Consider the following 22,748-nt stretch of genomic DNA (forward strand, 5'->3'; position numbering starts at 1 on the left):
TATTTAATTAATTATGTGACAAGCAACTTGATGGTTTTGCTCAGATATTTTTAATTCAGGTACTTTTGTTTTGCAAATATCGATCGCGAAAGGGCATCTTGTGTGAAAACGACAGCCGCTTGGAGGATCGATTGGAGAAGGTACATCTCCTGTTAAGATGATTCGTTCTCTTTGATTTACTGGGTTTGGTACTGGAATAGCAGATAATAGTGCACGTGTATAAGGATGCTGTGGATTTTCGAAAATAGATTTTTTATCGGCAATCTCAACAATTTTTCCTAAATACATTACCATTACACGATCAGAAATATGTCTTACTACACCTAAATCATGTGAGATGAAAAGAAAGGTAAGTGAGAATTTTTTCTGTAACGATTTTAATAAGTTTAATACTTGAGCTTGGATTGAAACATCTAGAGCAGATACTGCTTCATCACAAATGATTAGTTTTGGATCAACTGCAAGTGCACGTGCAATTCCGACACGCTGACGTTGACCACCACTAAATTCATGAGGATATCGCTCCATTGCTTCTGGTCTTAAACCAACATGCCCTAATAATTCCTCAATTCTAGCTTTACGTTCTTCTTTTGGAACGACATCTTGAATTGCTAATGCTTCAGCTAAAATTTGTCCAATTGTTTGTCTAGGGTTAAGTGATGCAAAGGGATCCTGGAAGATTACTTGTAGATCCTTTCTTATTTTACGCATTTCTTTTTTTCCTAAGCTTAATAAATCTTTTTCCTTAAAATGAATGCTACCACTAGTAGGCTCGTCCAATCTTAGAATGGCTCTACCAGTAGTAGACTTACCACAACCGGATTCTCCAACTATGCTTAAAGTTTCTCCCTCATAAATGTTGAAGCTAATATCGTCTACAGCTTTTACGTGATTAACCGTTCTTCCTAAAATGCCACCTTTAATTGGAAAGTATTGTTTTAAATGATCTACATTAAGTAGTATTTTTTTATCCACTATTTGTAATGCCATTATTCAATCCCTACTTTCTCTTTGATGGTATAGTCTGTTTCCCATTGTGATGTGTACATCCAACAGCTGACTTCAGTATTTTTGTCGATTGTTAGTAAATCTGGCACTGACTGATGGCACATTTCCTTTGCATGTGCACAGCGTGGCGCAAAACTACAGCCTTTAGGCATATTATATGGACTAGGTACAGTACCAGGAATTGTAGTTAATTCATCTTGATCCATATCGAGACGTGGAAGAGAGTTTAATAACCCGATTGTGTATGGGTGTTTAGGGCTACTAAAAAGTTCTTTTGCTGAAGTATATTCAACAATTCTTCCAGCGTACATGACAGCCACTCGATCGCAAGTCTCATAAACAACGCCTAAATCATGCGTGATTAATATTACGGCTGTACCTAAATCTTTTTGAAGTGATTTAATTAATTCCAGAATTTGAGCTTGAATTGTCACATCAAGAGCGGTAGTCGGTTCATCTGCGATTAGTACTTCTGGGTGACAAGCAAGTGCCATTGCAATCATAACCCTTTGTCTCATTCCACCACTTAGCTCATGTGGCTCTTGCTTTGCACGTTTTTCAGGAGATGGGATACCTACAAGTCGTAGCATTTCAACTGCTTTCTCCCAAGCTTCCTTCTTGCCTAATTTTTGGTGAAGGCGAATCGCCTCTGCAATTTGTTCTCCAGCTGAATAAACAGGATTTAGAGATGTCATCGGCTCTTGAAAGATCATTGAAATTTCATTTCCTCGAATGGAACGCATTTGCTTTTCCGTTTTTGCTAGTAAGTCTTCACCTTTAAAAAGAATACTACCACCAGTTATTTTTCCTGGAGGAGAGGGGATTAATCGTAAAAGGGATAATGATGTAATACTTTTACCACTTCCAGATTCTCCTACTATTCCGAGTGTTTCACCTTTTTTTAATGTAAAGCTAATTCCATTAACTGCTTTACTTGTTCCTTCATCTGTATAAAAGTAGGTTTGTAGATTTTTAACCTCAAGAATTGTTTCATCAAATTGTTTTTTCATAGTAGGACCTCCTTAATTCAAGTCAACTCGTTTATTAAAGTAACGGTAGAGAATATCAACAGCTAGATTCATAAATACAAAGATAACTGAAGCGATTAAAACTCCACCTTGAACCATCGGTAAATCTCTCGTCCTAATTGCATCAACAATTAATCTACCGAGTCCATTAATTGCAAAAACTGACTCTGTTAAAACTGTACCACCTAGTAATGCACCAAACTGAAGTCCAACTACAGTAATAACAGGAATAAGTGCATTCTTTAAACCATGTTTATAAATAATGACATGCTCTTTTAATCCTTTTGCTCTTGCTGTACGCATATAGTCTTGACGAACAACCTCAAGCATACTTGACCTCGTCATTCTAGCTACAATTGCCGCACCACCTGCACCTAATGTTAATGCTGGTAGTACCATATGTTTAAACGTTCCCCAGCCAGCAACTGGAAAAATATGAAGATTAACTGAAAAGAAGTAGATCAGCATTAAACCAAACCAGAAACTTGGTAAAGAGATTCCTAGTAAAGCGACAATCATAATTGTAATATCAGCTGCAGAGTACTGTTTAGTCGCTGATATAATTCCTGCTAACATACCAAGTACAACTGTAATGAAAATACTAGCCAGTGCAAGTTCAATAGTAATAGGCAAACGAATCATAATCTCATCTAATACTGGTCGATTATTTCGAAGCGATTCACCAAAATCTCCTTGTAGTACATGAACAACATAGTCGAAATACTGAATAATGACAGGGCGATCAAGTCCAAGTTGATGACGAATCATTTCAATTGTTTGTTTCGTAGCACCTTCACCAGCAAGTAGAGTTGCAGGATCACCAGGAACCATCTGCATGATTAAAAAAACGACTAAACTTACACCAAGTAAAACCGGAATAGTTTGTATAATTCTTCTGACGATAAATAGAAACATTTACTTTCCTCCTTATTTTTTCATTCTTGGATCAAGAGCATCTCTTAGTCCATCCCCGAAAATATTAAATCCTAAAACAAGTGTTGAAATCGCAATACCCGGAAATAAGGCAATGTGGGGTGCCGTAAATAAGTAATCACGTCCACTGCTTAACATCGCTCCCCATTCTGGTGATGGAGGCTGAGCACCTAATCCGAGATATGATAAGCCTGCTGCTGAAAGAATAGCTGTAGCAAGTTTTAACGTAGCTTGGACAATTATTGGTGAAAGAATATTCGGGAAAATATGTTTGAAAATAATTGTTGAATCAGTTGCACCTAATGCACGAATTGCGTCTATATACTCAAGTTTTCTGACGGATAACGTAGATCCTCTAACGATTCGTGCAAACGTTGGGATTGAAAAGATACCGACAGCAACCATTACATTAATTAGACTAGGACCTAGTGCACTAATAATCGCAAGTGCTAGTAAAATGCCTGGAAATGCTAGTAAAACATCAACAACCCTCATAATGATCGTGTCAACCCATTTTCCGTAATAACCTGCTATCAACCCAAGCGTGATTCCGAAAATTGCTCCAAATAAGACAGATACGAAACCAACAGAAATTGAAAGACGACTTCCATAAATGATTCTACTTAAAATATCTCTTCCTTTATCATCTGTTCCCATCCAATGATCTAGCGATGGAGTTTGCAATTTGTGCATTAAATCAATCGCAAAAGGATCCTTCGGTGAAATGAGTGGTGCCAAAAAAGCTACTAAAATATAAAAAAGTACGATATATCCACCAACTAGTGCCAATTTATTTTTTTTAAACTTCTTATAAAATACTTTCCATCTTTTTAGTTTTTGAGATTCTTTTTTTTCTAATTTGATTTCATTGTTATTCAATACAATCTCTGTTTTCATTGTTTTTTCCCCCTTTTCTTTGTTTAAATTTATTCAAAATTGGAATTGAAGTAAATATAATGCGGAAAAGCAGTAAAGATAATTAAAAAACGAGTAAAGATTCTGAAAATATAAAATTTTATTTTTTTTTATAATTTGAATAAGCCTACGTACTCAGGAAAAATGGTGAACAAGAGAATCATGGGGGCAAGTATAAGAGGAGGAAGAAAACAATGAAGAAAAAGACAGCTGGAGTATTATTTGCATCATTATTAACAGTATCTACTGCGCTTGCAGGTTGTACATCAGACCAAACAAGCAGTAGTGCAACAGGAACAAAGGCAAAAGCAGGGGGAACATTGGTCGTAGCTAGACTATCTGATGCGACTACATTAGATCCACATTTTATTACTGATATACCATCAGCAAACGTTGTTTATGAAAAGGTATATGAAACATTAGTTGAACCAGATAAAAATATGGAGCCAAAACCCCTTTTAGCAACAGAATGGAAGCAAATAGATAACGTGACTTGGGAGTTCAAATTACGCAAAGGCGTTAAGTTCCAGGATGGAGCACCATTTAATGCAGATGCAGTTAAAACAAATTTTGATCGAGTACTTGACCCAAAAACTGCATCACCACAAGCTGGTAAATTTGAAATGATAAAAGAAGTTAAAGTGGTAGACGATTCAACTGTTCAATTTATTTTGAAATACCCATATGCTCCACTTTTATCAATTTTAATGAGTAATGAAGGAGATATTATTAGTCCAAAATCGATTAAAGAAAACAGTGATAAAATTGGACGAAATCCAGTTGGAACTGGTCCTTATGTGTTTAAATCTTGGAAATCAGGGGAAGAAATTAAAATTGAAAAAAATAAAGATTACTGGGGTAATAAACCTAAAATTGATGGTGTAGTCTTTAAAGTAGTTCCTGAAGATGCTACAAGACTAGCAATGATCGAAACTGGTGAAGCACATGTAACTGATCAAGTGCCTGTAACAGAAATCGATCGAATTGAAGCTTCTGACACAATGGATTTATACCGTACGGATGGACTAGCTGTAGAATATTTAAGCTTCAATACAAAGAAAAAACCATTTAATGATGTTCGTGTCCGTAAAGCGATTGCACATGCAATTGAAGTAGATTCAATTATTAAAGGTGTATATAACGATGTTGGAACAAAAGCAAATTCAACAATGAGTCCAAAAGTATTTGGATATGACCCAAATCTTAAAGGCTATAACTACGATATTAATGAATCTAAAAAGCTATTAAAAGAAGCAGGAGTTAAGGACGGCCTATCATTTACATTAACAACAAGTGACCGTAAAGAAAGAATAAATATGGCTGAAGTTATTCAATCTCAATTAAAAGGTATTGGTATTAATGTAAAAATCCAAGTTCTTGAGTACGGAGCTTATATTGATGCAATTGCAAAAGGTCAACATCAAGTTTCGATTGGTGGATGGGGAAATGCTACTGGAGATGGCGACTATAACCAATTTAACTTATTTGATAGTAAATCCCAAGGCGCAGCTGGAAATAGTTCATTCTATAGTAACCCAGAAGTTGATAAATTAATTGAATCAGCTCGTCAAGAATCGGATAGCGAAAAACGTAAAGAACTTTATGCTCAAGCACAGGAAATTGAAAACAAAGATGTACCATATGTACCTATTCGTAACTATGAGCATTTAGCAGTTACTGCGTCATCAGTTAAAGGACTTTGGTTAAACCCAGCAAGTTATTTAATGCTTGATGATGTAACAGTGAAATAAGGAATTCAATGATGAAACAGCATAATGATATTATGCTGTTTCAGTTTTTTGACAAGATCAGCCTAAAGAATAGGAGGAGAAAAAATGATTGATTTGCTATTAGTTAATGGAACTGTTATCACAATGGATGCAAAAAGAAGAATTATCCAAAACGGTGCAGTTGCAATTCATAATGGGAGAATTATAGACGTTGATTTAACTGAAAACTTGAATACTAAGTATGAGGCTAAGAAAGTAATTGATTGTAGTCATCAATGTATTTTACCTGGATTAATAGATGTTCATGGTCATGGTGGTCATTCGATGTTTAAAACAATAGCGATGGAAAATATTGATTTTTGGATGCCGATTATGACGAATACATATAAGCATTATGTGACTGATGATTTTTGGTATTACGAAGGAAAACTATCAGCACTCGAACGACTAAAAGCAGGCATAACAACGGGAGTTAGTGTTTTAGGCTCAGAACCGAGATCGGATGATCCAATATTTGCAATAAACCATGCAAAAGCTTACAACGAAGTAGGTGTGCGTGAAGTAGTTTGTACTGGTCCGTGTAACCCACCTTGGCCACATTCATTTAGTAGATGGGTTGATGGGAAAAGAATTGAGAAAGAAGTTACTTATGAAGAAGTACTAAAAGGAGCAGAAGCTGTTATTGAGGCGTTAAATCATGCAAATGATGATCGAACAAGGGCTTTTATTACACCATTTGTTATTGTAACATCTGTTGATCCTTCCTATCCGACTTCTCCAGATCGACTTTACGGGTTAACAAAACATGATCTTTATCAAGCTAAAAAAATAAGAGAGATTGCTAGGAAATATAATACAAGAATTCACTCAGATGCATTTGGTGGAATGATTCATTTAGCAATTCAAGATAAAGAAAATGCTCTATTAGGTCCTGATGTTCATCTTCAACATTGTCGTGGAATATCATTCGATGAAGCCAAAATACTAGCTGAAACTGGTACAAATATTAGTGCTTCTCCAGGCTTTGGACAAATTAATGCACGTACACCAATTACAGAATTAATTGAAATGGGAGCAACTGTTGCGATTTCTACAGATGGTACCTCACCATCTACGAGCTTTGATTTATTCCAAGCAATGAGGAAAACACAGTTTGTACATCAAGCAGCGCTTAGAGACTATTACTATTTACCACCTGGCAAGCTTTTAGAAATGATCACGATTGATGCAGCAAAATGTATTGGTTGGGATGATGAAATTGGTTCACTTGAAATTGGGAAAAAAGCAGATGTCATCACAGTTAATCTTCATCAACCACATTTGACTCCAGAGTATATGCATGTTCATCGCTTAGTATTTCAAGCAGTGGCAAATGATGTACACCACGTGATTGTCGATGGAGAACTTATTATGGAAGGTAGAAATGTACATACCGTTCATGAAAGCACTGTATTAAATGAAGCAAATGAAGAAGCTTTTGCAACGATTAAACGCGCTGGATTAGAAAAATATATGCAACCTACAAAGTATTTCTGGGGTCATGCCCGTGCCTATGTTGACGAGATGAGGTATGTTGAAAAATAAAAAAAAATTTCAAATTCGAAGGGAGAAAAAATGAAAACGAAGCTAAAGGGAAGATATGTAATTGGATTTGACGGAAGAGAACATATCATATTGGAAAATGCAGAAATTGTATTTGAAAAAGATACAATTTTGTTTGTTGGAAAAAACTATACAGAAGAAGTAGATCAAGTAATTGACGTTGGAAACGCGATCCTAAGTCCTGGTTTTATTGATTTAAATGCTCTAGGTGATATTGATCATGATATTTTGCATTTAGAAGCAAAATCAAATCGACAAAAAAATCTCCTTTGGTCTGAGGAGTTTGTAAAGAATGGGCATCATGAGCTAATGAGTGAGGAGGAAGAAGCATTTAAATCTTTATATGCTTATTCTCAGCTTATTTTAAATGGAATTACTACTGCTATGCCGATAACATCCGTTTTTTATAAAAATTGGGCTGAAACTTTTGAAGAGTTAGTAGCTGCAGCGAATCATGCGGGAAAACTAGGGTTGAGAATTTATCTTGGACCAAGCTATCAAGCAGGAATTAGAGTAGTCGAACCAGATGGAAAGGTTAAAATTCATTGGGATGAAGAAGCGGGCGAGGAAGGATTAGAAAGAGCAATAAAGTTTGTTGAAACTTTCGATGGTGCTTTTGATGGATTGGTCAGAGGGATGTTAGCTCCAGAAAGAATCGAATCACAGACTGAAGAAATTTTGATAAAAACAAAATATTACAGTGAAAAATTAAACGTTCCAATCAAGCTCCATGCTGCACAAGGAAGTTTTGAATTTAATACAATTTTAAAAGAACACGGCGTTACACCAATTAAATATTTATATAATCTTGGATTCTTAGGTCCAAATACAGGAATACCACACGCTCATTTTGTATCGGGCTATAGTGGAGCGAATTACAATATTGATAATGATATTTCACTTCTGAAAGAAACAAATACTACCGTTATCCATTGTCCACTTATTATAGGAAGACATGGAGAAGGGCTTGAATCATATGCGAAATATAAAAAAGAAGGAATCAATATTGCATTAGGTACTGATACTTTCCCTCCAGATATTTTTCAAAATGTACGTACTGGTAGTATGCTTTCAAGATTTGTAGAAAAAGAAGTTGAAGGATCTACATACGCTGATTTCTTCAATTCTATCACTCTAGGAGCAGCGGCATTTCTAAATCGCGAAGATTTAGGTCGCATTGCCGTCGGAGCAAAGGCGGATATCATTGCGATTGATTTAAATGGATTCCATATGGGCGTTATTGATGACCCAATTCGCACAATGTTTGTAAGTGGTTCAGGTAGAGATGTAAAACTATCAATTATAAATGGAAGAATTGTGATGCAAGATCAAGTAATTCCTAATATTGATATGGAGGTATTAAAACAAAAAGGCCAAGTGTATTTTAATAAGATGAGAAGAGGATATATGGAAAGAGATTATGAACAACTTCCTGAAAATGAGTTATTCCCACCATCTTTTAAAAGGCTTGAATTAATTAAGGAACTAGAAACAAAGTCAAATAATTGAAAAAGAAGTAAAGAAACTGAAAAAACAGGTAAAGATATTCAAAAATAATTATCAGAATATTTTATATAATTAGATAAATATTTGTAAGACAAACTTTAAACAGGGAGGCAATGCCATTGAAACTAAAATCGGGAATAGGTAAATTTTTTCTAGTATTATTTTCTGCTGCCACAATTACAGGATGTTCATCTAATCAAGACGTAGGTACGAAAGCAAATGGACAAGCAAATGATTCTAAAGGAGGAAGCACGCTAGTAATTGCTCGGTTATCAGATGCCGAAAATTTAGATCAGCAATTTATGTCTACAATAAATGCAGCAAGCGTAACCCATCATAAAATTTATGAAGGTCTAGTCCAACGAGATGAAAATAATGAAATTCAACCAATGCTAGCAGAGTCATGGAATCAAATCAATGATAAAACTTGGGAATTTAAACTACGACATGATGTGAAGTTTCACGATGGAACACCATTTAATGCAGAGGCTGTAAAGAAAACTTTTGATCGTTTATTAGATCCAAAAGTTGCTTCACCAAGAGCTGTAGTATTCAAAATGGTAAAAGAAGTTAAAGTAGTCGACGAATATACAGTTCAATTTATTTTAAGCGAGCCATTCTCACCACTTCTATCAATTTTAGCAAATCATGAAGGTGGAATTATAAGTCCTAAAACAATTGATAAATATGGTAAGAACATTATTCAAGAACCAAACGGAACAGGTCCATTTAAATTTAAATCATGGTCTCCAGGTCAGGATATTATACTAGTTAAAAATGAAGATTATTGGGGGAAAAAACCAAAGATTGACAAGGTTGACTTCAAGGTTGTTCCAGAAGACTCAACAAGAATTTCAATGATTGAAACAGGAGAAGCTCAAATTGCAGAACCACTCCCAATAGCAGTTATGAATCAAGTTGAATCATCCTCGGCTATGGAAGTGTACCGAAGTGAAGGATACGGAACAGAGTATATCGGATTCAATGTAACAAAAAAACCGTTTAATGATGTACGTGTACGTAAAGCAATCGCTCATGCAGTTGAAATGGATTCGATTATTAAAGGTGTATTTAACAATGTCGGTAAAAAAGCAAATTCAGCAATGGGCTCAAAAGTATTTGGATATGATGAGCAATTAAAAGCATACAATTACAATTTAAAAGAAGCGAAGAAACTATTAACAGAAGCTGGTTATCCTGATGGATTTGATGCAACGATCCTTACGATGGATAGTAAAGAAAGAGTAAATTTAGCAGAAGTTCTTCAATCACAATTAAAAGGAATTGGCATTAATTTAAAAGTACAAGTGATGGAATATGGTTCGTTCGTTGAAAAAGTTAATAAAGGTCAATCAGAAATGTTTATTATTAGCTGGAGAAACGCAACAGGAGATGCTGATTACAATCAGTACAATCTATTCCACTCAGACTCACGCGGCGCTGCCGGAAACACATTCTTCTATAGCAATCCAAAAGTTGATGACTTAATTAATGCTGGAAGAAAAGAAAAAGACGAAGCAAAACGTAAAGAAATTTACGCTCAAGCACAAGAAATTGAAATGGAAGATTCACCTTATATTCCTGTAAGAGTAATTGAAAATGTCGCTGCCATCTCGAAAAATGTAAAAGGCTTCTCAATCAGCCCTTCAGGCTATTTAGAGATTAATGACGTAACAATTAAATAATCTGATTTTTCTGCAAGTGGAGGTTCATCCTGATTGAGGGGTGAATTTTCTTGCGTGTAGAAGTAAAACATACTCACTATTGAAAAATGAAAGCTTATGAAACAAAAAATCGAGAAGCTGAAAATAACATACTCATAACAGGTTCATGAGGAAGCAAAATAACAAAAAGAAGAAAATAACTTCCTCATAAAGGGTGTAAATCAACCAATGCATACTTATTTAACAACAAAATTAATGATGAAATAGTAATTAGTAAAAATAACTTAAAAATATGTAAATATACTAAAATCAAAATATTTCAAACAGACTTATAATTAAAATAGAATCAAAATTTAATGTGGGATGGAAGGGTGAGCATATTGTCAAAATCGTATTGGTTAACAAATGTAAGTCTGGAAAATGGTTTTACTTATAATGACAATGAAGTAATCAACGGAACTGCAACTGGAAAGTACAACGTTAAAATTGAAAATGGAAAAATTGCTTCTATTCAATTAGTTAGTGATTTAATTACTGATCAATTGCCACAATATGATGTGCAAGGCCTTCTAATGGTTCCTTCATTTAAAGAGATGCATATTCATATTGACAAAACTTATTATGGTGGACCATGGAAAGCGTGTATGCCAGCAACAAATGGTGTGAAAACACGTATTGAAGAAGAACAAATTTTATTACCAAAATTATTACCAACTGCTAAAGAAAGAGCAGAAAAGATGCTAGATCTATTATTAAGTTACGGTACGACTCACATTCGTACACATTGTAATATTGATCCAGTTATCGGATTAAAAAACTTAGAAGCAACGCTGCAAGCTTTAGAAGGATATAAAGATAAATTAACACATGAAATTGTTGCATTTCCACAACACGGACTTTTAAGAAGTCACTCTGTCGAACTAGTAAGAGAAGCGATGAAATATGGAGCAAATCTAGTAGGTGGAGTTGACCCAGCTTCAATCGATGAAAACATTGAACGTTCACTTGAGACGATTATGGAGATAGCAGTTGAATCAAATTCTGATATCGATGTTCATTTACATGATCCAGATCATCTTGGATTATTTACAATGCAAAGATTAGCAACATTAACTGAAAAAGCAGGATGGCAAGGAAGAGTTACAGTAAGTCATGCAAGTGGTTTAGCAGATCTTTCTGTTCCAGATGCTACTGCGATTGGTGAGAGATTTGCTGATTTAGGAATTTCTATTACTTCTACGGTACCAATTTTTAGAACAATTCCAATTCCTTTACTAAGTGAAAAAGGCGTAAAAGTCGAATTAGGGAATGACAGCATTACAGATCATTGGACTCCATTTGGAATTGGAGATAATCTTGAAAAAGTTGGACGACTTGCTGAAAGATTTAGATTTATTGAAGAAAAAACACTTGCTAATAGTCTTGGATTTATTACAGGCGGAGTAACTCCTTTAAATAATGAAGGCGAAAGAGCATGGCCAAATGTAGGAGATGAAGCAAATATCGTACTTGTAGAAGCTACTTGCTCAGCTGAAGCAGTTGCGAGACGAGCTAAACGAGCTGCAGTTATTTTTAAAGGTAATGTTGTAAGTGGTTCAATTTCAAATCTTGAATCAACAACAGTTTAAGTTTTATTAAAGAGAGTGATGAGATGAATCAATCATATTGGCTTAAGAATGTAAAACTTGATAGCGGATTTGTATTTGAAAATGGAAATATTGATAGTACTGAGACAACTCTTTACAATTTACTAATTAGTGATGGGAAAATTGAGCAATTACAATTGACTAATTTACCATTACAAACAGATCTACCAGTCCAGGACGCAAAAAATTTACTGGCTTTACCTGCTTTTAAAGAAATGCATAATCATTTAGATAAGACTTATCTTGGACTTCCATGGAAGGCTTGTATTCCTGCTGCAAATTTAGTAGAAAGATTAAATTTAGAAGCGGCAGAACTTGTTGAACTAGCTGAAACAGGTCAACATCGTGCTGAACAAATGCTTCATCTGTTATTAAAAGGTGGCGCGACCCATGTTCGAACGCATGTTAATATTGATCCGTTTATTGGCTTGAAAAATTTAGAAGAAATTCAAAAAGCACTTTATACGTATAAAGATAAGATGACTCACGAAATTGTTGCATTTCCTCAGCATGGATTACTTCGCACAAATAGTAAATCATTTATGAAAACAGCGATGAGAGAGGGAGCAACGATTGTCGGAGGATTAGATCCTGGTGGTATTGATCAAAATATTGAACTTTCATTATTTGAAATGGTTGATCTAGCAGTACAGTTTGATGCTGATATAGATATTCATATTCATGACCCAGGCCATCTTGGTTTTTATACAATACAAAAACTAGTTTCATTTATTGAACAAGCTGGTTGGTATAATCGCGTAGCAGTAAGTCATGCATTTGCGCTAGGTGATGTACCGAAAAATGAATCAGTTGAAATGGCTAGCAAACTAGCAAACTTAGGCGTATCGATTATGTCGACAGTTCCGATTAATAGAGTAATGCCTCCTGTTGATTTACTCCATTCAAAAGGTGTACAAGTTGCTTTAGGTTGTGATGGTTTTTATGATTCTTGGTCTCCACATGGAACAGGAGATCTGTTAGAAAAAGCTGGAAGATTAGCTGAGAGATACAATTGGAAAGATGAATACGGGTTATCTCAAACATTGCAATTTATTACTGGTGGTATAAGGACTCTTGATGAAAAGGGTAACCAGTTATGGCCAAAGGTTGGAGATGAAGCAAGTATGGTTTTAGTTGATGCATCATGTTCAGCAGAGGCTGTTGCAAGACGCGCAAACCGTGCTGCTGTCCTAGCTAATGGAAATATTGTTTATGGTGGACTGAATTACGAATCAGCTTTGAAGTAAAGGAACAATTGATTACTAGAAGGGGTGAAATTCATGAAATCTAGCTATTGGTTAAAAAATGCTCGATTAGAAATTGGATTTGAAAAAGAAAACGGAAAAGTGGTAGGTACTGCTACAGAATTATTTCATCTATTAATAGAAAATGGAAAAATCACACGAATAACAAAAGATGAAACGGCTATTACAAGTGAATTTACAGTTCAAGATGCAGACGGATTACTTGTGTTACCTTCTTTTATTGAAAAGCATGTACATCTTGATAAAACGTTAATGGGAGATGTATGGAGAGCTTGCACGCCAACTTCTAGTGTGATTGAACGATTTGAATATGAAAAAATGGTTTTACCAACAATTGCTTCAAGTACGGAGGAGCGTGCAGAAGCTTTACTTGAAATCCTTTTAGCTTCAGGCTCTACACATGTGAGAACGCATGTTGATATATACCCAGAGGTTGGAATAAGAAATTTAGAACAAGTCGAACAAGCATTAACTAATTATTCGAACCGACTTAGCTCCGAAGTTGTTGCATTTGCTCAACATGGATTATTAAGGTCAAATGCTTTCAATTATGTCAGAGAAGCCTTAAGAAATGGCGCAGGAATTGTTGGCTCAGTTGATCCTGCTATTGTAGACCAAAATATTGAAGAGTCATTGTACCAACTATATAATTTAGCAGTTGAAGCTGATGCAGATATTGATATACATTTACACGATCCAGGTCATCTAGGCTCATTTACGATGAAGCGCATAGTAGAATTTACTAAACAAGCAGGCTGGGAAGGAAGAGTAGCAATCAGTCATGCATTTGGGATAGGAGATATCCCAAGGGAAGAAGCGTACGAACTGGCAAATAGTTTTAGAGACGCTGGAATTTCGATTGTTACAAGTGTTCCAATTAATAGACAAATGCCTCCAGTTGATTTACTAAACGAGCGAGGTGTCGAAGTAGCAGTAGGTAATGATAATATTTTTGATGTTTGGTCTCCACTAGGAACAGGCGATATTCTTGAAAGAGCGGGAAGACTAGCTGAACGCTTTAGATGGATTGATGAAGTATCTTTAGCACAAACATTAAAATATATTACAGGTGGAAAAACTCCACTAGATATTGATGGAAACCAAGTGTGGCCAAAAATAGGAGATTCAGCAAATCTAGTTTTAGTAGATGCAAGTTGTTCAGCCGAGGCTGTTGCAAGACGCGCAGATCGTAAAGCAGTCATATATAATGGGAAAATTGTTAGTGGTTCATTAACTGAAGAAAAATTGATTCGTAAATAAATAGAACAATTAGAATGAATAGGATCGGAAAGAGCTAAGTGGGCTTTTTGCTAATCCCACTTAGCTAATGTTAAAAAAGGATGCCAAAAAGCCTCCCCAAGGAAAATAAACATCCAAACAATAGACTATAAACTATTTAACCTGTCCGAAAAAAATAGGAACAAAGCTTAGAAAAAAGCCTAAATATTAGAAGAAAAAGGATCTCTAGAATTTTCTAGATTTCCTTTTTCATTTTTTCACATTAAGAAATGATAAATCGGGACTAGGAAGATTATTCGACGTCGTAGCCAATTTTAGGAATTAAGTATAAGTGCAACTACGCCTCTGTCTTCGCCTGAAGGCTCGTCAGTCGACGAGTTTACTTTAAAATAATTCGAGAAAGCAGGCTGTAAAATGGTTCGTTCTTACCTATTATTACTTTTTTGTGTAATCTGTTGGGGAAGTAATTTTGTTTTTGGTTCAATATTAGTAAAAGAATTTCCACCAATATTATTGTCAGCGTTAAGATTGTGCTTTATATTACTATTTATGGTTTTCTATGCGTTAATGAAGAAAAAGTGGAAAAAGATTAAGACAAAAGATTGGTTTATGATTGTTTTACTAGGGTTAATTGGTACTTGTATTAATCAATGGTCATTTTATTCCGCTTTAGAAACAACCCATCCTACAACTTCTGCATTAATACTTGCGCTTGCTCCTCTTACTACATCTTTTTTAGCTTCAATATTTTTAAAGGAAAGACTAACAAAAGGTTTTGTATTAGGTTCAATTATAGCTTTTATAGGTGTTTTTTTTGTGATTACAAACGGACAAAAGCTTCAAATTACAATTGGCTTGATTTGGATTTTTCTTACTATGCTCACTTTTTCAATCTCAATTATTATGATTAAAAAGCTAACGGCAAGCTATGAATCCACTACAATCACACTTTATTCTAATTTTATTGGTTTTGGAGGTTTACTACCGATTGCGCTTTTATCAGATACTTCTCAAGCTTTGAGTAGCGAAGCGATGCCTTGGATACTATTAATTGTAACAGCTATTGTGATGCATGGGATTTGTACTTTAATTTGGAATCATCAAATTCAAATAGTCGGAGCATCAAAAGCGGCTATGTTTCTAAACTTAGAACCTTTTGTGGCAATGCTAGTTGGATTAATTGTCTTAAAAAATCATATTACTGTATCTCAACTTTTAGGAGGAGCACTCATTATTATTGGTGTTTTTCTTTCAACTTCATTAAAATGGAAAAAGGTGATTAAAGACCTAGTCTATATAAAAGACACAAAGAATTTTTAAGCAAGAGGAGGAGGAAACTATGAAAAACGCGAGAGTTTCTACTACTCTTTTTTCATCGGTTCAATGGCTATTTTTTATTTTTGCGAATACGATTGTAGTCCCTATATCAATAGGCGCTGCATTTCATTTGCCTTCAGATGTTATTGAAAGTACGATCAGAAGTTCACTGATCTTCACTGGTATTGCATCCGTTTTACAAGGATGGATTGGCCATAAATATCCAGTTATGGAGGGGCATTCTGGTTTATTGTGGGGAGTTATGCTGAATCTAGGACTATCAGCCTCTTCTTTTGGGTTAAGTTATACAGAAATTGGAGGGGGAATGGCAACCGGATTTATTGCAGCAGGTATTGTTACATTACTTTTATCTGCATTTAATTTGATTTCATTTCTTCAAAAAATCTTTACCCCAATGGTTATGACAGTTTATTTATTTTTACTTTCATTTCAGCTTATATTTGTATTCTTTAAAGGAATGCTTGGAATTACGAATAAAGGTGAAATCAGTATATCAATCAGTATACTTTCTTTATGCATCGTATTATTTGTTAGTATTTTAAAATTAAAAGGTTCTCGTATTATTAGCAATTTTTCAATATTAATTGGCATTATTGTAGGGTGGTTATTCTACTCGATTTTATTTGGATCAGATGCAAAAGAAGTAGGGGCGGCAAGTGCTCATTTTTCTTTATTCCCTTTAGGAGCACCAAATTTAGAAATAGGCATAATCGCAATCTCATTTTTTGCAGGAATTATGAATTTAAGTAATACATTTGCATCAATTAAAGCTGCGTCTGATTTATTAAAAGAAGAGGCGAGTACAAAACAATATCGTTTTTCACTACTATTCACTGGCGGCTTCACAATTATTGCTGCACTATTTGGAATCGTACCTTATACTCCTTTTACATCATCACTTGGATTTTTGCAAAGTACACAAATATATGAAAGAAAACCATTTATATATGGGGGAGCACTGCTAGCAATAATTGGCGTACTTCCGCCATTAATTTCATTTTTAGCAACTATGCCTGTAACAGTTGGAAATGCTGTATTATTTGTTGCCTATCTTCAATTGTTTGGCACAGCATTTAGTAGTACAAATGGAAAAGTATTTACATCAGATACAATTTTTAGACTGGCAGCCCCAGTTTTAGTAGGGGTAAGCTTAATGAATATTGCTCCTGGAACATTTGGAAATCTTCCAACGATTGTTCAACCATTTTTAACAAATGGACTAATTATGGGTGTCATTCTTTCAATTTTATTAGAGAAATCGATTAACTGGAATCAGTTTGAGAAGGTAAAAGGATAGAAAACGGCTCGAGGAAAATATCCTCGGGCCTATTTTTATTTAGAGAATATAATTAATTTTTGAAGCTCTTTTGTTAATTTAGTACTTGTATGACTAAGCCATCTTTTTGGAACAATTAGATGCTTGCAATTCTTACTATTTAAGTAACTGTAAATAATTTGAGCTTCGTCGATTTCATCGCGACTTACATCTTTAGAAGATTGAACATGATTATTTTTGAAGTAAACAAGTGAATTTGAATACATTTGTTCAATTAACTGATCAAATGTATTGTCTTCAATTTCTACCAATTCACAATGCAATATTTGTGTCCGATGGATCAGAAAGTACTTAAATTTGTTGTTTTCTAATTGTTCAAGTGTAATAATATTATGATTTTGTTCAGTAAATTCGATTAGTTTTTCTTTATTAGTTAAAGACTTAACCATTTCAATCCAATCTCTGTATTTTGCTGCAGTCTCAAAATCAAATTGTTCAGATGCTGTTAACATAAGCTTTTCCATTTCTTCAAGCAGACTCATATCAGTACGATTAAGAAATCGAATAACGTTATCAATTATTAGATTGTACTCTTCAAGCGCTGATCCGCCTAGACAAACTCCATTACATGTCCCTAACGAATAATTTAAACATGCGCTATTTTTAACTGCCAGATGGCCACAATTAATTTTAAAGCATTCATTAATGCCAGTAACTGCTCTTTCAACGGTACTTCTACTTGTAAAAGGACCAAATATTAATACGTTTTCGCTTTCAATCGGCTCGTAACTAATTTCAAATGAAGGAACTTTTTTATTTAAGTTGATGACTAAGTAAATAAATGATTGCGGGCTTTTCATCATACGATTATACATTGGTTTAATTTCTTTAATTAAATGACACTCAAGCATAAAAGCATCAAATTCAGTATCAGTCAATAAATAGTCAAAATCCTTTAAATGAGTTACTAGTTTTTTCACTTTTGGTGAATGTCCTTTAGAATTTTGAAAATAAGATTGAACTCGTTTTTTTAAGCTTTTTGCTTTTCCGACATAAAGGATTTGACCTTTTGAATCCTTCATCAAATAAACGCCAGGGGATAACGGCAGATTTTTTACTTTTTCTAGTAGATTAATAGTAGTTCATCCCTTTTCATGTAGTAAGTATAATCTCATTTTAACATGAGAAAGGAATTAAAAGTCAGAACAATTACGTGAAATATCTTCAACAAAACTTAATAAAAAAACAAAATTTAAAGTCTATAATACACGCATAAAAGAACGACTAAACGCGTAAAAATTGACTACAGATGATTTAAAGGAGAAGTGATTTTGATGAAAACGATCTATACGACATCCTCTTTCTCCAATTGGATTCTAGCTTGTGTTGTTAATGTATTAATAATTTGGTTATGTAGTTTATTTGCTGATTTAGTCAACTGGAAGTATGCTGACATGGGATTCTTCCTATACTTTGTCATTCTAGTTTTCTATCTTATTTGTTTAAAATTAAATGAAGGATTCCCAGCACTTTTTCGGAAATTTGTACTCCGCAAAAATTTCGAATTAGTTAATGTATCTGCTTATGAAGTAACGATTATTCTAGTAGCTATTTTTCACGTAGTAAGAGCGATTGTAATCTATAGAGATGCTCTTAGTAGTGTATTTTGATTCAATCTCATTGACCTTCATAAAAAACGAGGGAATCTTAGTAGTCTAACTACTTAGGAGAACCCTCTTTTTTTATTTTCATGGCTAAAAAGATTGAACTGCAAATAAACGGTGTACTGCAAATAAAATCTGAGAATCGCAAATAAACTTAATAATTACCTATACTGGTTAGGGTATTATGAGTTGAGAGATGGTAGGGTGTAGTCACTTTTAATGTAAAGATGCTCTTATTCTTACTAAATCGAATAAAAATTTCATAAAATCCGCTGTTTATGGTCATTATGCCAAGTACAATAAAAAAACGCAGCTGAGAAACCCTATCTACTTTTTAGGAAAAGGAATTCATCAATAAACGTACATCCTCACAATAAATTTTTAGATAAGGATCATCAATACTGTATAATCTTCATAGGTGATGAAAATGTTTTTAAAAAAGATTACACTTTTGCGCGATGATATTAATTCCTTTAGCCAATATCCGTTTTCTATTCCTTCGATTAAATCCTTTGATGAATTGGACATAAGAAGTAATGTAACCTTTTTTGTAGGTGAAAATGGTTCTGGAAAGTCTACTTTATTGGAAGCAATTGCTGATAAATGTGATTTCAATACAGCAGGTGGAGGACGTAATAATAATTATGAAGTTTTTGCATCGGAGTCACAGCTTGGAAATAACATAAGACTTTCTTGGTTGCCGAAAATTTCGAATGGATTTTTCTTAAGAGCGGAATCATTTTACAATTTTGCTACTTATTTAGATGAATTAGAGGATCCAAAAAATGAAAAATATGATAGCTACGGCGGACAGTCTCTCCATAATCAATCACATGGGGAATCGTTTTTGTCCTTGTTTTTAAATCGATTTAATGAAACGGCAATCTATTTGTTAGATGAGCCTGAGGCAGCGTTGTCTCCTGCTAGGCAATTATCATTTTTAAAAATAATACATGATTTAGTAGAAAACGAAAATTCGCAGTTCATTATTGCTACGCATTCTCCAATTCTACTTGGTTATCCAAATGCAGATATTTTGAGCTTTGATCATGGAGAAATTTCTAGAATTGATTATGAAAATACAGATCACTATCAAATTACTAAATATTTTTTACAAAACAGGGAAAAGTTTTTAAGTGATTTGTTTCGTGATGAAGAGTGAAGCTAAAAAACTCAGTTCACCTATGTGAATCTGAGTTTTTTGTTATTCTTGTTCTATTAATTCATCAGGTAATATAAATTGCCCATTTTCATTACAGTTAAGTTCAACAACTTTAAAAACAGCATCTAAGTTTAATGGCCCATAAAGATGAGGAAATAATTGCCCAAAGTTTTCGGTATCTTCATAAACGATTTTTGATTTTGTTTTTTCTTCATCGATGCATAGGATTTTTACATCGGTTACTCCTTTGAAGAATAAGTTTGCGATTTCTAGAGTTTGTTCTAGAGTAGAGCAGTGGATAAACCCATCGGTATTTAAACTAGTAGGTAAATATTCACCTATTTTAATCACGTTTTGCCAATCTTTATTTTCGATAATATGTAAAATCATTTTGGTTCTCCTTTAATCATTTCTCAAAGTAGTATTTAATTTTTTGTTTCATTTCTTCTTTGTTTTCAGCAAATTGTTTATGTCGATGCCCGTTTCCACCAGAAGTATGTGGGAATCCGTATAAAATTGAGTCAAAATTTAAATAATCATTCGTTGTTAGATAGCTTAAAACTTTTGAAACATTAACTCCTAATGGGATAATGAGGGGGTTTTCTAGTCTTATGATTTCTTCCGCAAAGGTATTAACAATATACTTTTTAAGTAGGTCGGTTCTTAAAATATTCGGAGTTGAACCATTATAGTTTTTTCCTTTATAAAAAACAGGGTATTTAATAACGGAAGTAGTTTGGACTAAATGACTTGCTGTACTAAAAAGTTCGCTAGTTGAATTTAATCCAAGATAATGATGTAATTCTAATTCATCTAACATAGCAATTAAATTTTTTCGCATCGGTCCTTCAAAGCTAGAATTCTTTTTAACTTCATGTAAAATTTCTTCGTCATCCATCTCCGTATCTTTAAACCTGATCACTGTAGAATAAGATTGTTTCATTTGATGTAAGCCGGGTGTAATCCCTACTATGATGACTTTAGCTCGCTCATTAATGTACTCAAAAGGAGCATAATAAATTTCTAAATTTTTCTTTTCATCTTTATCTACAAGAAATTTTTCACTTTTTAATGTACTAGTTTCAAGTGAAGGAGATAAAGAGGATATTAATTTTTTATATTTGGTAAATTTTGAATTGGCTAAAATCGCCATTTTTTTTCCTCCATCACAACTATTTATTGTTCATTGTAACGAATGTCAGCCATTTAATCCAACTATCTAGTAACTTGCTTTTTAAGTATAAAATAATTCATTTATGATAAAACTGGATAGCTGATAGCAAGCTGGAAATTTATGAAAGGCTGGAAGATTAAGTGGATTATTCTAATGAGCAAAAGAAACGTTTAAGAAAATTTAATTTACGCTCTTCCGTTCTTCATACTGAAGGAAATTTAATAGAGAACCTTAACATTATTCAGAGAATTTTTCCTACCTCTGATTTAGTAACAAAAGACTTGATAATTCGAGATAAGCAAGCGGTGCTTTGCTATTTGTCTAGCATAGTCGATGAACAAAAAATATCTCTATTTATTAATACAGTAAGTTCAAATACTGAAGAAATAGAATTATTCATAACGAATAATACTGTTCGAACGAATCAAATCTTAGATATTGAAACAGCAATATTGGATGGTAAAAGTATTCTACTAGTAGAAGGTGATCCAGCCTTATTTGTTTATTCGACTGAAAAATTACCACAAAGAGCATATACACCTCCAAGTATTGATAATTCTTTAAGAGGGTCAAAAATATCCTTTGTTGAAACTGATCAAGCTAATATTGCGTTACTTCGTAGATTTATTAAAAGTCGAGATTTTCAAATTAAGCAAGTTGAAATCGGGAATGAAAATAAAAGTATCGTATCAATTGCGTATATCGAAGGGTTAGTAGATGATGATTTACTTTCTGGTGTAGAACAAGATATTTCAAAGATAAAAGTTGATTCTGTTTTAAATGCAAACCATTTAGGGCAATTAATGGAAAGGAACCCATTTTCGCCTTTTCCTCAATATTTTACAACTGAAAGACCGGATGTTGCAGCTACGACATTACTTGAAGGAAAAGTAGTTTTAATCGTAGACCGATCCTCTGAAGTTATTATTTTACCGATTAATTTTGCAATATTTTTTAAAACGATTGATGATTATTCAGCAAGATCGATGGTAGCGTCATTTAATCGCATACTTAGAGTCGTTGCATTTTTTTTAACAATCTTTTTGCCGGGAATCTATATCGCCATTATTTCATTTAATTATGAGATCGTTCCTTTAAAATTACTTCTATCAATCGGGGAATCTAGGGCAAAGGTTCCATTTGATCCTTTATTTGAAGCCATTGTAATGGAGATAACTTTAGAAATGTTAAGAGAAGCAGCTATTAGGCTACCTGCACCTATTAGTACAACAGTTGGCATTGTAGGCGGGATTGTAATCGGGCAAGCAGCCGTTCAAGCAGGTATCGTTAGTAATATTATGGTAATCGTTGTAGCTCTAACTGCTATTTCATCATTTATTATTCCAAACTATGAAATGGCATCTAGTTTACGAGTCATTCGATTCCCAATTATGATTATGGCTTCATTATTTGGTTTAATCGGTTTGATTGTAAGTACAATGATTCTCATGATTCATGGTTTGAGCTTATCTAGCTATAACAAACCCTATACTTTACCATTTTCCCCAATCAATCGTGATGCATTTAAAGATACACTCATAAGAGTACCTTTAAATTATCTTTGGAAAAAACAAAATAAACGAAATGAAGAATGAATG

Annotated in this window: 19 protein-coding genes; 12 read left to right on the forward strand and 7 right to left on the reverse strand. The window is 33.9% G+C overall.

Translation table 11 applies throughout. From position 1 onward, the window contains the following. Positions 1-3: 3 nt before the first annotated feature. The 4 genes from ACFVR2_RS01140 to nikC are packed head-to-tail and all read right to left on the reverse strand — an operon-like array spanning position 4 to position 3,866. The gene (locus ACFVR2_RS01140) at positions 4-990 is read right to left on the reverse strand and encodes an ABC transporter ATP-binding protein (protein ID WP_387358116.1); all 987 of its coding nucleotides are present in this window, start codon (positions 988-990) and stop codon (positions 4-6) included. Beyond that, positions 990-2,018 (reverse strand): ABC transporter ATP-binding protein, encoded by a 1,029-nt coding sequence (locus ACFVR2_RS01145; protein WP_387358118.1) that lies wholly within the window; start codon positions 2,016-2,018, stop codon positions 990-992. Before ACFVR2_RS01145 ends, ACFVR2_RS01140 begins: the two co-directional genes overlap by 1 nt. A 12-nt stretch (positions 2,019-2,030) precedes the next feature. Further along, positions 2,031-2,951 carry an ABC transporter permease gene (locus tag ACFVR2_RS01150; RefSeq protein ID WP_025569271.1) on the reverse strand — a complete coding sequence of 307 codons (921 nt, stop codon included), beginning with the start codon at positions 2,949-2,951 and terminating at the stop codon, positions 2,031-2,033. A 12-nt stretch (positions 2,952-2,963) separates the two neighbouring features. Further along, entirely contained in the window at positions 2,964-3,866 is a 903-nt protein-coding gene (gene nikC / locus ACFVR2_RS01155) for a nickel transporter permease (RefSeq protein WP_387358121.1), read from the reverse strand. A 212-nt stretch (positions 3,867-4,078) separates the two neighbouring features. Between nikC and ACFVR2_RS01160 the strand changes: the two genes are divergently transcribed. The 9 genes from ACFVR2_RS01160 (at position 4,079) to ACFVR2_RS01200 (ending at position 17,171) form a co-directional block, all read left to right on the forward strand. Further along, a complete protein-coding gene (locus tag ACFVR2_RS01160) occupies positions 4,079-5,635 on the forward strand; it encodes a glutathione ABC transporter substrate-binding protein (RefSeq protein ID WP_387358123.1) in 1,557 nt (518 codons plus the stop codon). Between the two features lie 84 nt (positions 5,636-5,719). Continuing rightward, positions 5,720-7,198, forward strand: coding sequence for an amidohydrolase family protein (locus ACFVR2_RS01165; protein ID WP_387358125.1), 1,479 nt, complete (start codon positions 5,720-5,722; stop codon positions 7,196-7,198). A gap of 30 nt (positions 7,199-7,228) precedes the next feature. After that, positions 7,229-8,725: an amidohydrolase family protein gene (locus ACFVR2_RS01170; RefSeq protein WP_387358127.1), complete on the forward strand. Its 1,497-nt coding sequence runs from the start codon at positions 7,229-7,231 to the stop codon at positions 8,723-8,725. 116 nt (positions 8,726-8,841) lie between these two features. After that, the gene (locus ACFVR2_RS01175; RefSeq protein WP_387358129.1) at positions 8,842-10,407 is read left to right on the forward strand and encodes a glutathione ABC transporter substrate-binding protein; all 1,566 of its coding nucleotides are present in this window, start codon (positions 8,842-8,844) and stop codon (positions 10,405-10,407) included. 335 nt (positions 10,408-10,742) lie between these two features. Continuing rightward, positions 10,743-12,014, forward strand: coding sequence for an amidohydrolase family protein (locus tag ACFVR2_RS01180; protein ID WP_387358131.1), 1,272 nt, complete (start codon positions 10,743-10,745; stop codon positions 12,012-12,014). Positions 12,015-12,037: 23 nt separating this feature from the next. Continuing rightward, complete coding sequence (locus ACFVR2_RS01185; RefSeq protein WP_387358133.1) at positions 12,038-13,279, forward strand: amidohydrolase; 1,242 nt, start codon at positions 12,038-12,040, stop codon at positions 13,277-13,279. Positions 13,280-13,312: 33 nt separating this feature from the next. Further along, positions 13,313-14,557 carry an amidohydrolase gene (locus ACFVR2_RS01190; RefSeq protein ID WP_387358135.1) on the forward strand — a complete coding sequence of 415 codons (1,245 nt, stop codon included), beginning with the start codon at positions 13,313-13,315 and terminating at the stop codon, positions 14,555-14,557. Positions 14,558-14,950: 393 nt separating this feature from the next. After that, the gene (locus tag ACFVR2_RS01195) at positions 14,951-15,856 is read left to right on the forward strand and encodes a DMT family transporter (protein WP_387358137.1); all 906 of its coding nucleotides are present in this window, start codon (positions 14,951-14,953) and stop codon (positions 15,854-15,856) included. 19 nt (positions 15,857-15,875) lie between these two features. Further along, a complete protein-coding gene (locus tag ACFVR2_RS01200) occupies positions 15,876-17,171 on the forward strand; it encodes a uracil/xanthine transporter (RefSeq protein ID WP_387358139.1) in 1,296 nt (431 codons plus the stop codon). Positions 17,172-17,206: 35 nt separating this feature from the next. Here ACFVR2_RS01200 and ACFVR2_RS01205 read toward each other — a convergent pair whose 3' ends face one another. Then, positions 17,207-18,235 (reverse strand): UvrB/UvrC motif-containing protein, encoded by a 1,029-nt coding sequence (locus ACFVR2_RS01205; protein ID WP_387358141.1) that lies wholly within the window; start codon positions 18,233-18,235, stop codon positions 17,207-17,209. 246 nt (positions 18,236-18,481) lie between these two features. Between ACFVR2_RS01205 and ACFVR2_RS01210 the strand changes: the two genes are divergently transcribed. Continuing rightward, positions 18,482-18,820 (forward strand): hypothetical protein, encoded by a 339-nt coding sequence (locus ACFVR2_RS01210; RefSeq protein WP_387358143.1) that lies wholly within the window; start codon positions 18,482-18,484, stop codon positions 18,818-18,820. A 421-nt stretch (positions 18,821-19,241) separates the two neighbouring features. After that, positions 19,242-19,976, forward strand: coding sequence for an AAA family ATPase (locus ACFVR2_RS01215; protein WP_387358145.1), 735 nt, complete (start codon positions 19,242-19,244; stop codon positions 19,974-19,976). Positions 19,977-20,018: 42 nt separating this feature from the next. Here ACFVR2_RS01215 and ACFVR2_RS01220 read toward each other — a convergent pair whose 3' ends face one another. Next, complete coding sequence (locus ACFVR2_RS01220) at positions 20,019-20,366, reverse strand: DUF952 domain-containing protein (RefSeq protein WP_387358147.1); 348 nt, start codon at positions 20,364-20,366, stop codon at positions 20,019-20,021. 16 nt (positions 20,367-20,382) lie between these two features. After that, positions 20,383-21,129 (reverse strand): hypothetical protein, encoded by a 747-nt coding sequence (locus ACFVR2_RS01225; protein ID WP_387358149.1) that lies wholly within the window; start codon positions 21,127-21,129, stop codon positions 20,383-20,385. Positions 21,130-21,290: 161 nt separating this feature from the next. Here ACFVR2_RS01225 and ACFVR2_RS01230 point away from each other — a divergent pair, with 161 nt between their 5' ends. Then, on the forward strand, positions 21,291-22,745 hold the full coding sequence (locus ACFVR2_RS01230) for a spore germination protein (RefSeq protein WP_387358151.1): 1,455 nt from the start codon (positions 21,291-21,293) through the stop codon (positions 22,743-22,745). The last annotated feature ends 3 nt before the right edge of the window (positions 22,746-22,748 follow it).

It is taken from the genome of Gottfriedia sp. NPDC057991, from assembly GCF_042886615.1.
Lineage (GTDB): Bacteria > Bacillota > Bacilli > Bacillales > Bacillaceae_G > Gottfriedia.

Excerpts from the sequence above, each read along its gene's own strand:
- ACFVR2_RS01140 (WP_387358116.1), bottom strand. The coding sequence starts at position 990 with ATGGCATTACAAATAGTGGATAAAAAAATACTACTTAATGTAGATCAT.
- ACFVR2_RS01145 (WP_387358118.1), bottom strand. The coding sequence starts at position 2,018 with ATGAAAAAACAATTTGATGAAACAATTCTTGAGGTTAAAAATCTACAA.
- ACFVR2_RS01150 (WP_025569271.1), bottom strand. The coding sequence starts at position 2,951 with ATGTTTCTATTTATCGTCAGAAGAATTATACAAACTATTCCGGTTTTA.
- nikC (WP_387358121.1), bottom strand. The coding sequence starts at position 3,866 with ATGAAAACAGAGATTGTATTGAATAACAATGAAATCAAATTAGAAAAA.
- ACFVR2_RS01160 (WP_387358123.1), top strand. The coding sequence starts at position 4,079 with ATGAAGAAAAAGACAGCTGGAGTATTATTTGCATCATTATTAACAGTA.
- ACFVR2_RS01165 (WP_387358125.1), top strand. The coding sequence starts at position 5,720 with ATGATTGATTTGCTATTAGTTAATGGAACTGTTATCACAATGGATGCA.
- ACFVR2_RS01170 (WP_387358127.1), top strand. The coding sequence starts at position 7,229 with ATGAAAACGAAGCTAAAGGGAAGATATGTAATTGGATTTGACGGAAGA.
- ACFVR2_RS01180 (WP_387358131.1), top strand. The coding sequence starts at position 10,743 with ATGTGGGATGGAAGGGTGAGCATATTGTCAAAATCGTATTGGTTAACA.
- ACFVR2_RS01185 (WP_387358133.1), top strand. The coding sequence starts at position 12,038 with ATGAATCAATCATATTGGCTTAAGAATGTAAAACTTGATAGCGGATTT.
- ACFVR2_RS01190 (WP_387358135.1), top strand. The coding sequence starts at position 13,313 with ATGAAATCTAGCTATTGGTTAAAAAATGCTCGATTAGAAATTGGATTT.
- ACFVR2_RS01195 (WP_387358137.1), top strand. The coding sequence starts at position 14,951 with ATGGTTCGTTCTTACCTATTATTACTTTTTTGTGTAATCTGTTGGGGA.
- ACFVR2_RS01200 (WP_387358139.1), top strand. The coding sequence starts at position 15,876 with ATGAAAAACGCGAGAGTTTCTACTACTCTTTTTTCATCGGTTCAATGG.
- ACFVR2_RS01215 (WP_387358145.1), top strand. The coding sequence starts at position 19,242 with ATGTTTTTAAAAAAGATTACACTTTTGCGCGATGATATTAATTCCTTT.
- ACFVR2_RS01220 (WP_387358147.1), bottom strand. The coding sequence starts at position 20,366 with ATGATTTTACATATTATCGAAAATAAAGATTGGCAAAACGTGATTAAA.
- ACFVR2_RS01225 (WP_387358149.1), bottom strand. The coding sequence starts at position 21,129 with ATGGCGATTTTAGCCAATTCAAAATTTACCAAATATAAAAAATTAATA.